The 14015-nt window shown below is 57.7% G+C and carries 13 protein-coding genes; 6 read left to right on the top strand and 7 right to left on the bottom strand.

Features of this window, described 5'->3' with window-relative positions; translation table 11 throughout:
* Positions 1 to 12: 12 nt before the first annotated feature.
* The 3 genes from MWU51_RS11740 to argH form a co-directional block, all read right to left on the bottom strand.
* Positions 13 to 2592, bottom strand: a complete 2580-nt coding sequence (locus MWU51_RS11740; RefSeq protein WP_247037395.1) for a TIGR02302 family protein — start codon at positions 2590 to 2592, stop codon at positions 13 to 15.
* A gap of 16 nt (positions 2593 to 2608) precedes the next feature.
* The gene (gene lysA, locus MWU51_RS11735) at positions 2609 to 3874 is read right to left on the bottom strand and encodes a diaminopimelate decarboxylase (protein ID WP_247037393.1); all 1266 of its coding nucleotides are present in this window, start codon (positions 3872 to 3874) and stop codon (positions 2609 to 2611) included.
* A gap of 138 nt (positions 3875 to 4012) precedes the next feature.
* A complete protein-coding gene (gene argH, locus MWU51_RS11730; protein ID WP_247037391.1) occupies positions 4013 to 5410 on the bottom strand; it encodes an argininosuccinate lyase in 1398 nt (465 codons plus the stop codon).
* Between the two features lie 243 nt (positions 5411 to 5653).
* Here argH and MWU51_RS11725 point away from each other — a divergent pair, with 243 nt between their 5' ends.
* Complete coding sequence (locus MWU51_RS11725) at positions 5654 to 6850, top strand: lytic murein transglycosylase (RefSeq protein WP_247037390.1); 1197 nt, start codon at positions 5654 to 5656, stop codon at positions 6848 to 6850.
* On the opposite strand, the gene MWU51_RS11720 is transcribed toward MWU51_RS11725, so the two are convergent.
* Positions 6807 to 7406 carry a DNA-3-methyladenine glycosylase I gene (locus MWU51_RS11720; RefSeq protein WP_247037389.1) on the bottom strand — a complete coding sequence of 200 codons (600 nt, stop codon included), beginning with the start codon at positions 7404 to 7406 and terminating at the stop codon, positions 6807 to 6809. The two genes, MWU51_RS11725 and MWU51_RS11720, sit on opposite strands and share 44 nt — an antisense overlap.
* A gap of 106 nt (positions 7407 to 7512) precedes the next feature.
* On the opposite strand from MWU51_RS11720, the gene MWU51_RS11715 reads away from it, so the two are divergent.
* From MWU51_RS11715 to MWU51_RS11695, 5 genes are all read left to right on the top strand, one after another.
* Complete coding sequence (locus tag MWU51_RS11715; protein WP_247037387.1) at positions 7513 to 8337, top strand: EAL domain-containing protein; 825 nt, start codon at positions 7513 to 7515, stop codon at positions 8335 to 8337.
* Between the two features lie 164 nt (positions 8338 to 8501).
* Positions 8502 to 9677 carry an acetyl-CoA C-acetyltransferase gene (locus MWU51_RS11710; RefSeq protein WP_247037386.1) on the top strand — a complete coding sequence of 392 codons (1176 nt, stop codon included), beginning with the start codon at positions 8502 to 8504 and terminating at the stop codon, positions 9675 to 9677.
* A 172-nt stretch (positions 9678 to 9849) separates the two neighbouring features.
* Complete coding sequence (gene phbB / locus MWU51_RS11705; RefSeq protein WP_247037384.1) at positions 9850 to 10572, top strand: acetoacetyl-CoA reductase; 723 nt, start codon at positions 9850 to 9852, stop codon at positions 10570 to 10572.
* Between the two features lie 286 nt (positions 10573 to 10858).
* Positions 10859 to 11800, top strand: coding sequence for a transcriptional regulator GcvA (locus MWU51_RS11700; RefSeq protein ID WP_247037382.1), 942 nt, complete (start codon positions 10859 to 10861; stop codon positions 11798 to 11800).
* Complete coding sequence (locus MWU51_RS11695; RefSeq protein ID WP_247037380.1) at positions 11797 to 12672, top strand: EamA family transporter; 876 nt, start codon at positions 11797 to 11799, stop codon at positions 12670 to 12672. Before MWU51_RS11700 ends, MWU51_RS11695 begins: the two co-directional genes overlap by 4 nt.
* Before the next feature lie 16 nt (positions 12673 to 12688).
* On the opposite strand, the gene MWU51_RS11690 is transcribed toward MWU51_RS11695, so the two are convergent.
* From MWU51_RS11690 to MWU51_RS11680, 3 genes are all read right to left on the bottom strand, one after another.
* Positions 12689 to 12856 carry a DUF465 domain-containing protein gene (locus MWU51_RS11690; RefSeq protein WP_247037378.1) on the bottom strand — a complete coding sequence of 56 codons (168 nt, stop codon included), beginning with the start codon at positions 12854 to 12856 and terminating at the stop codon, positions 12689 to 12691.
* A gap of 119 nt (positions 12857 to 12975) precedes the next feature.
* Positions 12976 to 13737 (bottom strand): methyltransferase, encoded by a 762-nt coding sequence (locus MWU51_RS11685; RefSeq protein WP_247037376.1) that lies wholly within the window; start codon positions 13735 to 13737, stop codon positions 12976 to 12978.
* Positions 13738 to 13740: 3 nt separating this feature from the next.
* Complete coding sequence (locus tag MWU51_RS11680; protein ID WP_247037375.1) at positions 13741 to 13956, bottom strand: DUF2007 domain-containing protein; 216 nt, start codon at positions 13954 to 13956, stop codon at positions 13741 to 13743.
* Between the last annotated feature and the right edge of the window lie 59 nt (positions 13957 to 14015).

The following is a 14015-nucleotide window of genomic DNA, read 5'->3' as shown; positions in this document are numbered from 1 at the left end:
GTCCGCACCCGTTCAGAACTGATCCAGCAGACGTTTCAGATAATCGCGTTCCAGATCCGGGCGGTCGCCCTCGCCTGAGCGGCGGCGTAATTCTTCCATCAACTCCTGCGCGCGGCGATAGACGTCTTCACCGTCTTCCAGAGGACTATCTGTAGCGGTGGCGCCGTTCTGGCCGTCCGGGCTGCGACCAAGCGGGTCGCGCTGGCTAGAGCGCCGGCCTTCGCCCGGATTGCTGCCCTGTTCACCTTGTTGCTCGGCCTGTTGGTTCGCCATCGCTTCGTCAAACTGACGCATGCCTTCACGCAGAGCTTCCATGGCATCGGCCTGTCGGTCCAGTGCTTCGGGAAGATCGCCTTGCTCAAGAGCATCTGCGGCGTTGCCCATCGCGCGGCCAGCTTCGTCCAATGCATCGCGGGCAGCTTGTCCGGCTTCGTCGCTGGCACCGGGAAGGTTACGGCGCTGAGCTTCCAGTTGTCGCTGTAATTCACTTTGGCGCTGGGCTAGATCACGTCCTTGCCCGCTTTCATTGCCGCCTTGTTCGGGGCCAGCCCCCTGACCGTCCTGCCCTTGCTGACCGTCAGCGCCATTGTGGCTTTGCCCGCGCCCCTGACCGCCATCGCGCCCTTCGTTGCCTTCTGCTTCGCCAGCCTGTGATCCCTGACCTTGTTCCTGAAGATCACGGAAGGCCTGATCCGACAGGCCCTGTTGCTCGCGCAATGTCTCCTGCAACCCTTCGCGGGCACTTTGGCCGGGCTGGTTCGATGGGCCGGTCTGGGCCATCTGCATGTTTTCCATCATCTGGCGCAACTGATCGAGCATCTGCATCGCTTCGTCCTCGCGCCCCTGTCGCATCAATTCCTCGATCCGTTCCATCATGTCTTCGATGTCAGCCATACTCATTTCGACACCGTCTTGGGGCGGGGGTTGGTCGGACTGTGGACCGTTTTTTTGGTTCTCGGCCAGTTGCTCAAGATAATCGCGCATAGCCTCGCGCATCTCATCCATCAACTCGGCCAGTTCTTCTTCGCTGGCACCGTCGCGCATGGCTTGCTCTAACCTATCCTGCGCCTGTTGCATCCGGGCGAGCGCGTCGGCAAGGCGACCGTCGTCAAGCTCGACAGCAACGTCCCAAAGCAGCGCCGCAACCTCGTCCCGCAAGTCTTCCGGCAAACCCGATGGCAGATCGGAAAACGCCAGACCGCCTTCCAGCCGCCGAATGGCGCTGCGCAGGCGCAGATAGACGCCCTCAGGCAGGTCCAGATCATCCGGGCGATTCAAAACTGCGCGCAGAATCTGCGCCACTCTGCGGCCATTGTCGCGTGACCAGAGAAGATCGCGTCTTTGTTCGATCAGTGCCTTAGCGACCGGATGCAAGAACCGGCGCGCAGGCAAGATGATGTTCAGGGGGGGCGATGTGCCAAACTGTTCGGCCCCGTCCTCGACCCTCAGGGACAGATCAATGGGCAGCCCGGCCCATGGATGTTCGATCTGGTTTTCTTCCAATACGCCGTCAATCTGTGTCCGCGCGCCGCGATAGGGCAGAGGCAGATCTACAATCAGCGGTGGGCGAACTTCGGGATCGGTTGCCAGACCATGACGGCGGTCGACGCGCGCCAACCCAAGGGTCGCCGCAGCGCTGCCCTTCGTGACGGCATAGTCATCCGTGGCCGCGAACGGCAGCGAGAAATCGCCGGCAAGGCGGCGGGTCAGGTCACCAACCGTTCTCACGGTCGGCGGAGCGTCGCCAATCGCGTTGATTTGCCAGCGCGCGGCGCCCGGTCCTTCGATGTCCAGCGGTCCGCTTTTGGTTATTACGAGCAAGTAGCTTTGCTGTGCCGGTCCGGTAATCGGTGTGTCGGACAGGTCCGCTGACACCCCGAGCGTATCCAGATCACCATAAAGCCGCAGCGTCAGGCGACTGCCTTCCGGCACGGATAGCAGACCAGGGGACTGGTCGGCCAGATACAGGCTTGGGCGACCAGTATAGCCGGGCGTCTCGATCCAGCCTTCCCAACTGGCGCTCGCAGCTGGCTGTGCCCTTGTAGCGCTGCTGGCCGCTGTCGGCGCGCCCAAGCGCTCTAGCCACGGGGTGAAACCGATGGCCAGCACTGCGCCAGTCGCCGCGATCAAACGCAGTGCAAAGGGGTCGGCTCGGGCCACGCGCAGGTTGGGTGATACGGGCCGTACGCCCTTTAGACGTTGGGTCATACGCGTCAGATGTGCCTGCCACAGACTGCGCGAAGCGATATCGTCGCGCCCCGTGGCCTGATCATCCATCAAGGCAGCGATCGGGTGGCCGGAAAGACTGTTATCCAGTCGCGCCAACTGCTCCGCGTGGCTGGGCCATGAGAACTTGTGCGCACCCCAGACCAGCGCGGTCAGGGTGGCAATGCCGCCTAAGGACATCAAGCCGGTTGCCACGCTTGACGGACCAATGGACCAGAAGCTCCAGATTGCGAATGCCGTCAGTAGGATCGAGATAAGGGGCCAGAAAGCCTGCCAGAATCGTTCCAATACCATCCCTGCCCCTGTCAGACGCAGGGGCCATTTGAGGTGCTGATGTACCTCGTTGGGTAAGGTGGGGCGGGTCATTGGACCCGCGTTGGGTTCACAGCCATACAGGGATGGTATCCCGTCCCAGCATGTCTTCATAGGTGGGTCGGGCCCGGATGACTTCAAATTGATCACCCATTACCAAAACCTCGGGGATCAGAGGGCGGGAGTTATACTCTGATGCCATCACTGCACCATAAGCCCCCGCCGACCGGAAAGCGATCAGGTCATCGGGTTGCAATGTGTCCAGATCGCGACCCTTGGCAAAGGTGTCACCGGTTTCGCAAATTGGTCCCACGATGTCATAGCGTGCTTTGTTCAAGCCGGGCTTTGCTTCGATGACCGGCACAATATCATGGTGTGCTTCATACATTGCGGGCCGCAAAAGATCATTCATCGCGGCATCTACGATCAGAAAGTCTTGGCCTTCGCCTTCTTTGACGTAAATGACTGAAGTGACCATCAGCCCGGCATTACCTGACACCAACCGACCCGGCTCGATCTCGATCTCACAGTCAAGGTGGCCAACGGTTTCGCGCACCATCTGGCCGTACTCGATAGGCAGGGGCGGGGCGGTGTTTGACCGTTGGTAAGGAATGCCAAGCCCGCCGCCCAGATCGAGCCGCGTAATGTCGTGGCCGTCGTCGCGCAGCGCCTCGGTCAGTTCGGCGACTTTTTGATAAGCTTGCCGGAATGGCTCAAGCTCAATCAGCTGCGAGCCGATATGCACGTCGATGCCGACGGCCTTCAAGCCGGGCAGGGTGGCAATCTCGGCATAGACGTCGCGGGCGCGGGCAATCGGAATGCCAAATTTGTTTTCAGACTTCCCGGTCGAGATTTTGGCATGGGTCTTGGCGTCCACATCCGGGTTTACGCGCACGGTGACGGGGGCCACCACGCCCATCTCGGTCGCCACTTGCGACAACACCCGCATTTCCGGTTCGCTTTCCAGGTTGAACTGTCGGATGCCTTCGGTCAGGGCCAGCCGCATTTCATCGCGCGTCTTGCCGACGCCGGAAAAGACGATCCGATCCCCGGGCACTCCAGCGGCGCGCGCGCGGCGGTATTCCCCGCCCGACACCACGTCCATGCCGGCGCCCATGTCGCCCAGCAGTTTCAGAACGGCAAGGTTCGAGTTGGATTTGACTGCGAAGCACACCAGATGATCGGCCCAGTCCAATGCTTCGGTAAACAGGCCGATATGGCGTCGCAGGGTGGCGGCGGAATATACATAGAAGGGCGTGCCGACCTGCGCGGCGATCTCGGGGATGGCCACATCTTCGGCGTGCAGGATGCCGTCGCGGTAAAGGAAATGGTCCATGGGCGGGCCTTTCGGGCGTCTGGGCTTATTGGCGGGCTTGTTGTTCGGCGATGTCTTCCGGGCTGCCCGGGCGGATGGGCTCGCCATCTGCGCCGCAGGCGGCAAGGCCCAACAGGGCAAGGATCAGGGTCACACGGATCATGCCAGTTTCTCCTTCCAGCGGGCGATTTGTTTGCGAACCTCGGATGGGGCCGTACCGCCGTAAGACGTGCGACTTGCGACAGAATTGTGGACGCCCAACACGCCGAACACCTCTTCGGTGATCGCATCGTGGACCGATTGCATGTCGGCCAGTGACAGATCGGGCAGGTCGCAACCGCGACCCTCGGCCATGGCGACCAGCGAACCGGTCACGTGATGGGCGTCGCGGAACGGCATGTTCAGCGCGCGCACCAGCCAGTCGGCAAGGTCTGTGGCGGTCGAGAAGCCGGACGACGCCGCAGCTTCAAGCGCGTCCGTATTGGCAGCCATGTCCGACACCATCCCGGTCATCGCAGCCAACGCCAACATCAGGTTATCGGCGGCGTCAAACACCTGCTCCTTGTCTTCCTGCATGTCCTTGGAATAGGCCAGCGGAAGTCCCTTCATCACGGTCATCAACCCGATATTCGCCCCCATGATCCGGCCGATCTTGGCGCGGATCAGCTCGGCGGCGTCGGGGTTGCGTTTCTGCGGCATGATCGACGATCCCGTCGACCACTTGTCCGACATGCGGACGAACCGGAACTGGGCCGAGGACCAGATCACCAGCTCTTCGGCAAAACGCGACAGATGCATGGCGCAGATCGTGGCAGAGGAGAGGAATTCCAGCGCGAAATCGCGGTCAGCCACGGCGTCCAGTGAATTGGCGGTGGGGCGGTCAAAGCCCAGAGCTTGCGCGGTCATGTAGCGGTCGATCGGGAAGGATGTGCCGGCCAGCGCGGCGGACCCAAGCGGGCATTCGTTCATCCGGGCACGCGCGTCGTGAAAACGGGACATGTCGCGCGCGAACATCTCGACATAGGCCATCATGTGGTGGCCCCACGTCACGGGCTGCGCGGTTTGCAGATGGGTGAAGCCGGGCATGACCCAGTCAGCGCCAGCTTCGGCCTGACCCAAAAGCGCGCGAATGAGCGCCTCCAACCCGTCAATCGCCGCGTCCATTTGATCACGCACCCACAGGCGGAAATCGGTGGCGACCTGATCGTTGCGTGATCGGGCCGTGTGCAAGCGGCCTGCGGGTTCGCCGACGATCTCTTTCAACCGGGCCTCGACGTTCATGTGGATGTCTTCCAGCGCGGTTGAGAACGCGAATTTTCCATCCTCGATCTCGGTCAGGACTTGCGACAGACCGTCGTGGATCGCACTGGCGTCTTCTTTTGTGATGACACCAACTGCCGCCAGCATCGAGGAATGCGCACGCGAGCCGTCGATGTCCTGCCGCGCCATGCGCTGATCATAGCCGATCGAGGCGTTGATCGCTTCCATGATTGCATCGGGGCCTGCGGAAAAGCGGCCACCCCACATAGCGTTTGCGGATTTGCTGTCGTCACTCATGGTTGGCCTTTCGGGTCTTCAAGCTTGTTTGGATTGCTATACGCGGCACGGGCCGAAGGCGCAATTGGGCAAGGGAAATTGGCCACATTGGTATGGTCCGATATGCTAGTTTTGCCCGATCAGCGTCAGATTGCCGATCCAAACCACGCCGCTTTGAGGTGCGCTTAAACAGGCGTATTGTGCGCCACCGACGCATTGTGAGGGTGCGTGGTTGAGGCTGCGATAACAGGGGTGTCGAAAGACATGCACACAGGAACGTTTACTCGGCGGCAGGCTGCGGGGCTGTTTGTAGCTGCCAGCATGATGCCCAAGGCGGTGATGGCCAATGCAGGGTTTGAAGCATGGCGCGCCGATTTTCGCGCGCGCGCAGTCGCGGCTGGTGTGCCCTCAGATGCTTTGAATATGTTGGACGAGGCGCGGTTCCTTCCCAAGGTCGTCGCCTTGGACAATACGCCTGCAGAAACAACAAAATCGCTTGGTGACTATATAGCATCAGCAGTGTCGCCTCAGCGAATCAAGGCCGGGCAGGTCGTGATGGCGCGTTATCCGACGTTGCTAGGGCGAATCGAACAAAAATATGGTGTGGCACGAGAAGTGATCGTTGCCATTTGGGGGATGGAAAGCAGTTTTGGCGCGGTGCGCGGTTCGGTTCCGGTTTTGTCAACTCTGGCATCACTGGCGTATGAAGGCCGTCGCCGCGCATTGTTCGAAAACGAGCTTATGGCCGCTTTGCAGATCCTTGCGTTAGGCGACACCACGCCCGCGCAACTAACCGGATCTTATGCAGGGGCGATGGGCCATACACAGTTCATGCCAACTTCATTTCTACGTTATGCGGTTGATTTCAACCGTGATGGGCAGCGCAATATCTGGGCTGATGATCCGACTGATGCGCTGGCTTCGACTGCCGCTTTCCTCCGGGCTAAAGGGTGGCGCCAAGGCCAGCCCTGGGCCTATGAAGTACAGTTACCAAAAGGCTTTAATCTAGCCCACACCGGCAGGGTGTATGCGCGGCGGCTACGGGATTGGGCGCAGATTGGTGTGATGCACGCGTCGGGCAAGAAACTTAGCGGGCCAGACGCAGGGGCGCTGATCCTGCCTGCAGGCCCCACTGGGCCGGTGTTCATGGTGTTTGACAATTTTCATGTGTTAAAATCGTATAACTACGCTGACAGTTATGCGATCGGCGTCGGTCACTTATCCGATCGTCTGGCTGGTGGCGCTCCTATTGCTGCGAAATTTCCTGGTAACCCGTGGGGTATGACGACGGCTGAACGACAAGAGCTTCAGAAACGTCTGAATGCGCTTGGTTTCAAAGCCGGACGCCCAGATGGTGTGATCGGGGAAATGGGACGCGCAGCGATCAGGTCCTATGAAACGGCACGTGGTGTTCCGGTTACGGGAGTTCCCAGCCGGGACTTGCTGGTGGCACTTCGCTAGAGACTTGATCAAAGCGAAAACACCCGGTGACATGGTCGTTGAATAATCCACAGGCCTGCATCCACGCATAAACGATGGTGGGACCGCAAAACTTAAACCCGGCTTTCTTCAGGTCTTGCGAGATTTGGGACGTCAGCGGGGTCGAGGCCGGAATCTCGACCAAGCTGGTATAGGCTCCCACCTGTGGTTCGCCATCCACATATCCCCAGATCCAGTCCGCGAACGGTTGTGCGCCACCAAGTTCAAGATAGGCCCGCGCGTTTCCGATGGTCGCCTCTATTTTACCGCGGTGGCGGACAATGCCAGGATTGCCGAGCAAGCGAACAACATCGTCTTCGCCCCAGTTGGCGATAACTGCAGGATCAAACCCCTGAAATGCTTCGCGAAAGGCGTCACGCTTACGCAGGATGGTGATCCAGCTCAGGCCGGCCTGAAACCCGTCAAGGATCAGTTTCTCCCACAAAGCCCGCCCGTCATATTCAGGCACCCCCCATTCGGCGTCGTGATAGGCGACATACAGAGGATCCTCTCCGCACCATGTGCAGCGCTGGGTCATGGCGGCTCCTTTCCGGTCAATACTTACAATTATCCGCAAATTCGGGATTTTACAGCTTGTTAGCATCTATCGCACATCAATGTCTCATTGCTGCGACGGAGATTCAATGATGCACAGTTTGAAACGGGACGATACGCCAATACCGTCTGTGATGAGCGACCCGTTGTCTGTCGCGGTTGAACTGCGTGATAGCGAAGCATTGGACCTTGTGCGTCATGCATTGCGCCACAAGCAGGTCAAACTTGCCTATCAGCCCGTTGTACAAACCGCCAATCCCGACCGTATGGCGTTCTACGAAGGTTTACTTCGCGTGCACGACAGTTCAGGCCGAGTGATTCCCGCAAAAAGCTTTATCGACGCCGTTGAAGACACCGAACAAGGGCGCATTCTGGACATGCTTGCGCTGGAAAAAGGGCTTGAGGTTCTGACAGCAGAACCCGGATTGCGGTTGGCGATCAATATGTCAGCCCGTTCCATAGCCTATCCGGGATGGAAGCAGGTTCTGGATCGCGGATTGCAGGACAACCCAACAGTGGGCGAACGTCTGATCCTAGAGATTACGGAACGCACCGCGATCACCGTGCCCGATCTTGTTCAGGTGTTCATGGCAGAGCTGCAACAAAAAGGGATCAGCTTTGCACTGGATGATTTTGGTGCCGGTTTCACTTCCTTTCGGTATCTCAAGGACTTCTATTTCGATATCCTAAAAATTGATGGCGAGTTCATTCGGGGTATTCACCAGAACGCGGATAATCAAATCCTGACCGAAGCCATGCTGTCTTTGGCCCGGCACTTCGACATGTTCACGGTGGCCGAAAACGTCGAAAACCATCTGGACGCAGCCTATTTGGCTTCAATCGGTGTGGACTGCATGCAGGGGTATTATTTTGGTGCGCCAACGATAAATCCCTATTGGCAGAAGGTCGCCTGAACCAATCGTGCGAAGGGGGCGTACGGTCGCAAGCTGTGCGTGCGACTTGATTTCCTCTGCAATGCAGCACAGGATGCGCCTAACATCGGTTTCCTGCCTTAATTCCGTCCTTTGGCGACGATTTGAAGGTGCGGATCCGTCAGTTCGGAGGAAAAGGACCCATCATGACCAACGTTGTAATCGTATCTGCTGCGCGGACTGCCGTCGGCAGCTTTTCGGGCTCATTTGCCAACACGCCTGCCCACGACCTTGGAACCGCTGTGCTTGAGGCGATCGTTGCCCGTGCCGGTATCGACAAATCTGAAGTCAGCGAGACCATCTTGGGGCAGGTGCTGCAAGCCGGTCAGGGTCAGAACCCCGCACGCCAGGCACATATCAATGCAGGGCTGCCCAAAGAAAGCTCGGCCTGGGGGATCAACCAGGTTTGCGGATCTGGCCTGCGCACCGTCGCTCTTGGCGCGCAACATGTGATGCTTGGGGACGCCGCCATTGTCGCAGCAGGTGGTCAGGAAAATATGTCGCTCAGCCCCCATGTGGCGCATCTGCGAGCAGGTCACAAGATGGGCGATATGAAGTTCATCGATTGCATGATTAAAGACGGTCTTTGGGATGCCTTCAATGGCTATCACATGGGGCAAACCGCCGAGAATGTTGCCCAGCAATGGCAAATCACCCGCGATATGCAGGATGAATTTGCGGTTGCATCGCAAAACAAGGCGGAAGCGGCCCAAAAAGCGGGTAAGTTCGCAGATGAAATCATTCCGTTCATCGTAAAAACCCGCAAAGGCGAGACGGTTGTCGATCAGGATGAGTACATCCGCCACGGCGCAACTATGGAAGCCATGCAGAAACTGCGCCCGGCCTTTACCAAGGACGGCTCGGTGACGGCCGCGAATGCTTCGGGCATCAATGACGGAGCTGCGGCAGTGCTTCTGATGACAGCCGATGAAGCGGAAAAACGCGGATTGGAACCATTGGCGCGCATTGCCTCATATGCGACCGCCGGGCTGGACCCGTCGATCATGGGTGTCGGTCCGATCCATGCGTCGAACAAAGCGTTGGAAAAGGCCGGCTGGAAAGCGCAGGATCTTGATCTTGTCGAAGCAAACGAAGCATTTGCGGCTCAGGCCTGCGCCGTCAACAAAGATATGGATTGGGATACCTCCATCGTGAACGTGAACGGTGGCGCGATTGCCATCGGCCACCCAATCGGTGCATCCGGCTGCCGTATCCTGAACACACTGTTGTTCGAGATGAAACGCCGCGATGCCAAGAAAGGTCTGGCGACACTGTGCATCGGTGGCGGCATGGGTGTTGCCATGTGCCTTGAACGTCCTTAACGCATCGAAATATCTTGAAGAAAAGGCGCCCGCGGGCGCCTTTTTTGTTACACTGAGGTAATGCAGAAAAATATATCTGCATTGCGGCAAAATGTTTACGCAACAATATTGCGCAGTAGGTGCGTAAAAGGTAACAGTGTTTCCATACCTAGATTCAATAATGGAGGATTACATGGCTCGAGTTGCACTGGTCACAGGCGGGTCGCGCGGTATTGGCGCGGCTATTTCCAAGGCCTTGAAAGCAGAAGGCTACGACGTGGCTGCCACTTATGCTGGCAACGACGAAAAGGCCGCGGCCTTCACCAAAGAAACCGGCATCAAGACATACAAATGGAATGTTGGTGACTACGAGGCGTCCAAGGCCGGTTTGGCGAAAGTCGAAGCCGAAGTCGGACCAATCGACGTTGTGGTTGCCAACGCTGGAATCACACGGGATGCTCCGTTTCACAAAATGACACCTGAACAGTGGCAGGAGGTGATCGACACCAACCTGACGGGCGTGTTCAACACGGTCCATCCGATCTGGCCCGGCATGCGCGAACGCAAGTTTGGCCGTGTCATCGTCATCAGTTCAATCAATGGCCAGAAAGGTCAGTTCGCTCAGGTGAACTACGCTGCGACCAAAGCGGGCGATCTTGGGATCGTCAAATCTCTGGCCCAAGAAGGCGCGCGTGCGGGCATCACCGCCAACGCAATTTGCCCCGGCTACATCGCCACCGAGATGGTGATGGCTGTGCCGGAAAAAGTGCGCGAGTCGATCATCTCGGGCATCCCGGCAGGTCGTCTTGGCGAACCAGAAGAGATCGCGCGTTGTGTAACGTTCCTGGCATCCGATGACGCGCAGTTTATCAACGGATCAACCATTTCGGCCAACGGGGCACAATTCTTCGTCTGATCACGCAGGGCAATCGTTTTTTCGGGGCTGGCTGAACAGGCTGGCCCCGTTTCTATTCGCAAGTGGCCAGTGCAGGAACGAGCGCAGTCGGCGGAGGTAGGCACAAAAAATGATTGCACGTTGCGCATGCGCGCGGTCATATGCCCGACGAAGCCGTTTATCATTTGTCGCTGTTTCCAACATAGCGCTATCCTTTAAATATTCTTTCCTGATAGGATATTGTATGAATGTAATATTTATACAAATGAGACTTTTACTGGTTTCACATTAATGATACTTAACCGAAATGAATGAAAGACTGCCTCCGCTGACTGCATTGCGTGCCTTTGACGCCGCTGCGCGTCACATGTCTTTTCAACGTGCAGCGGCTGAACTGAACGTAACCCCGGCAGCCTTGTCGTTTCAGATCAAATCACTTGAAGAACATTTTGGCGCACCGCTGTTCAACCGGCTGAATAGGGCTGTTGAATTGACCGAAGCAGGGCGCGTTCTTGCCTCTGGGACATCCGAGGGGTTTGCGGCGTTGACTGCGGCCTGGAGAGGAGCGCGGCGTAGTGTGGAAACCGATGTGCTGACAGTAACTGCTGGGCCTGCTTTTACTGCTAAATGGCTTGCTCCGCGTATGTATGATTTTGCGCAAGACCATCCCGATATCGAACTTAGGTTTACCGCAGGCTTGCGCATAATGGATCTGACCAAAGATGAAGTCGATGTCGCGATCCGGTTTGGTTATGGGCCGGACGATGGGCTGTTTTCGCAGCCGCTTGAGCCTGAGTGGCTAGCGCCGGTTATGCTGCCTGAGCTTGCAAAGCGGGTTACTACGCCGCAGGATCTTTTGAATGCGCAGTTGATCCACAACAGTTCGGACGATTTCTTGAACCCTCGCTGTGACTGGCCAGCTTGGTTCAAGGCGGTCGGTATTGACGAGGTGCCGCGGATTTCTTCGAGTTTTTCACAGCCCGACCACGCATTAGACGCTGCTTTGTCCGGGGCTGGCGTGGTTTTGGGGCGCCGTGCATTCGTCATTAAATATCTGGCAGATGGACGATTGGTTGCGCCGTTCAAAATCGCGTTGGGGACGGCTGCAAAGTTTCGGTTCCTTTGCCGTCCGGGCCAAGAAGTTCGGCCAGAAATCGCTGCTTTTCGAGACTGGATCTTGGCCGAGATGGCAAAAACAGCATCCTGTGCAACGGACATGACCGTCGTTCCGGTGGAAGTGCTATCATGACGCGAGGCAAGGCGACAGTTACCGGCTTCGTTGCGGTGCTGCTTTGGTCGTTATTGGCCTTGTTTACGGTGGGTACTGTTCCAGTGCCGCCGTTTCAGTTGACGGCGATGGCGTTTCTTATCGGTGGCTCGGTAGGGCTGGTTTGGATCGGCTGGACGGGTGAATTCCATGTGTTGCGACAGATTGGCTGGCGCGTTTATCTGTTCGGAACGCTGGGCTTGTTTGGATATCACGCGTTATATTTTTCGGCGTTGCGAATGGCTCCGGCCGCTGAAGCTGGACTGATTGCCTATTTGTGGCCGCTGTTGATCGTGTTGTTCTCGGGCTTATTGCCGGGCGAGCGTCTTAGGCCGTTGCACATAGTTGGTGCGATTGTGTCTTTTATCGGCGCAGCGATCATCGTTCTGGGGGGTGCCGGTGGGTTCGCTAAGGATGCGCTTCCAGGGTTTGGGTTGGCTTTTCTCTGTGCTTTGAGCTGGTCTGGCTATTCCGTCTTGTCGCGCAAGTTGGGCCATACGCCAACGGCTTCTGTCGTGGTGTTTTGCCTGTCAACGGCGGTTCTTTCGGCAGGGGCGCATTTGCTCTGGGAAGCAACGGTTTGGCCAACAAATACACTTGGCTGGTCCGCCGTTCTGGGGCTTGGACTGGGGCCGGTTGGTTTGGCGTTTTATGTGTGGGATATCGGCGTCAAGCAGGGCGACATACAGCTTCTTGGCGTTGCGAGTTATGGCGCACCGTTGTTGTCGACGCTTGTTCTGGTCGTTGCCGGTGTGGCAACTCCTCGACCATCATTGATTCTTGCCGGTGTTTTAATCACATTCGGCGCGGCGATGGCCGCGCGGGCCAGTTCGGCACGAAGCGCAGGCAACTGACCCGGTCTGATTGGCCTTAGGCGGTTGCGAGACGCTCAATTTCCTCTTTGAGCAGGAGTTTCTGCTTCTTAAGCTCAGAAATCTCGTGGTCGCTGCTGCCGGGCGACCGTTGGATCGCCTCGACCTTTTCAGAGAGAACCTCGTGTTTTCTCCGCAGCTCTTCAAGATGCGAACTCAAGCTCATGGCGTTCCTCCTCTGATGTATTTGGACAAGTTAAGTGCACCACATATTTGGGGGCTTGTCACTAAGAGTGAAGGGGAGTTGGTAAAAAAAGCCGGAACAAGCGGAACAAACTGGCTCACTCATTCAAGTAAAACTGCAGCACCATTGCGCAAAATGTCAGCAACTTCAGGAGTATAGTGTTCGCGGTCTACCGTGTGTTGTGCCCCTTCGTGCAAAACAAGCGGGGCCGCGAGACGAAACGCACCGCGCGCACCCTTGCGCGCCTGAACAATCACCAGTGATGCTGCACGCCCAATACGCGGGCAAAGGGGTTTCACGACGACAGACCCCAGCCTTTGGTCCATGGCGCGCAATACTTCGGGCAAACGCTCTGCGTTCTGGATCAGCGTCATGTAACCGCCGGGCAGAAGGCGACGGGTGGCGTGATCAAGCCAAGCGGTTAGGGGCGTATCCTCGCCCAATGCGCCTTCGCGAACCTCGTTGGGCGAAGCGGTGCCTCGGTCGCGCCGAAAATAGGGGGGGTTCATGATCAGGTGATCGAACCGGTCTTGCCGCAAATCGGCCGGCATATTTTCCAGATCGCCTTGGTAAACGGTCATGAGAATGGCGTTCTGCTGGGCATTGTGACGGGCCAGGTCGGCATAGATGGTTTGTCGTTCAAGCCCCACAAGGCGTAACCCGGCGACGCGGTGCCCAAGACAAAGACTTGCTGCACCTGCCCCACAGCCCAGTTCCAGCACGGATTGCCCTGTATGGGCGGGAATGGCGGCGGCTAGAAACACCGGGTCAACGCCAGCACGATAGCCTGCGGCGGGTTGCGTCAGTGTCAACTGTCCGCCTAGAAACGCGTCATTCGTCAGCTCGGGGGCGGAAGAACTCATCGGTCAGCCTTCATAGTCCACGCCATTGTCGCGCAGGATGGCGCGCGCACGGAACAGATCGCGTTGAAGAACCATCAGGCGTCGGGGCAAGATTCCAATCGAACCTTCCAGCGCGCTCATATGGACGTCCATTGCAAAGCAGTCTATATCCTCGCCATCAAGCAGGGCTGTGACAAAAGGGATCAAAGTTGGGTCTGTTGTCCGAAGAAGCTCTCTCATAGATATGGACTTAATGACAGGGCCATTGCTTTGTCGAGCCGGATGTCGGGCAAGTTGAC

This window comes from Aliiroseovarius sp. F47248L (assembly GCF_023016085.1).
GTDB lineage: Bacteria > Pseudomonadota > Alphaproteobacteria > Rhodobacterales > Rhodobacteraceae > Aliiroseovarius.
The sequence above is the reverse complement of the archived record's forward strand: the minus strand, read 5'-3'. Positions and strand labels throughout refer to the sequence as shown.